This window comes from Affinundibacterium baiyunense, from assembly GCF_018139645.1.
Lineage (GTDB): Bacteria > Pseudomonadota > Gammaproteobacteria > Burkholderiales > Burkholderiaceae_D > Undibacterium > Undibacterium baiyunense.
The window spans coordinates 1-721 of record NZ_JAGSPM010000032.1 but is presented as its reverse complement, the minus strand read 5'-3'; the positions used below and the strand labels follow the sequence as shown (position 1 = coordinate 721).

Here is a 721-nt window from a genome sequence, read left to right as displayed (position 1 = left end):
CCTTTTTAAGCATCGTATCAATCATTTTATAAACGGGTCTTTTCGCTGTTTCAAAGGCGATGATTTCGCCATTAAACAGATCTAAAATCGGTGACAGATAAAGCTTCTCACCAGCGACATTAAACTCTGTCACATCAGTCGACCACTTCTGGTTCGCCCCAGTCGCTTTGAAATCTCGTTGCAATAGATTGGGTGCTGCCAAGCCAACATTGCCTTTAAATGATCGGTATTTCTTGGCCCGCACCAAGGATTTTAATCCCAAGATTCTCATCAGTCGCTGCACTGTCTTATGATTGATGGATTCTCCAAATTGCCGCATAGCAGCCGTCACGCGACGATAGCCGTAACGACCATGGTGCTTATCATAGATACTGCGAATACGCTGCTTGATCGAAGCGTACTTATCACCGTCGAGCGCTTGTTGTCGCTGGTAGTAAAACGTGCTGCGAGCCATATCAACCACCTTGAGAATCCGTGCGATCGGGTATTGCTGCCTTAGTTCATCCGCTATTTGCGCTTTCTCTCTCGCGCTAATTTTTCTTTGGCTTGAACTAAGGCTTGCAACTTTTTTAGATACGCATTCTCCAAGCGCAAATAGTTCAGCTCTTCGAGCAGCGCTTCATGTGATCCCTCTGCAGGCTCTTGACTTGGGCTAGGTTTTTTTGATGGAGCAGACATAGGAGGCGGTCGTCCTTTACGGCGTGGTTCTAGGGCGCCAAGC

Annotated in this window: 1 pseudogene; it reads right to left on the bottom strand. The window is 47.2% G+C overall.

Features of this window, described 5'->3' with window-relative positions:
• Positions 1 to 721, bottom strand: a pseudogene (locus tag KDM92_RS18225) (IS3 family transposase); the annotation flags it as partial.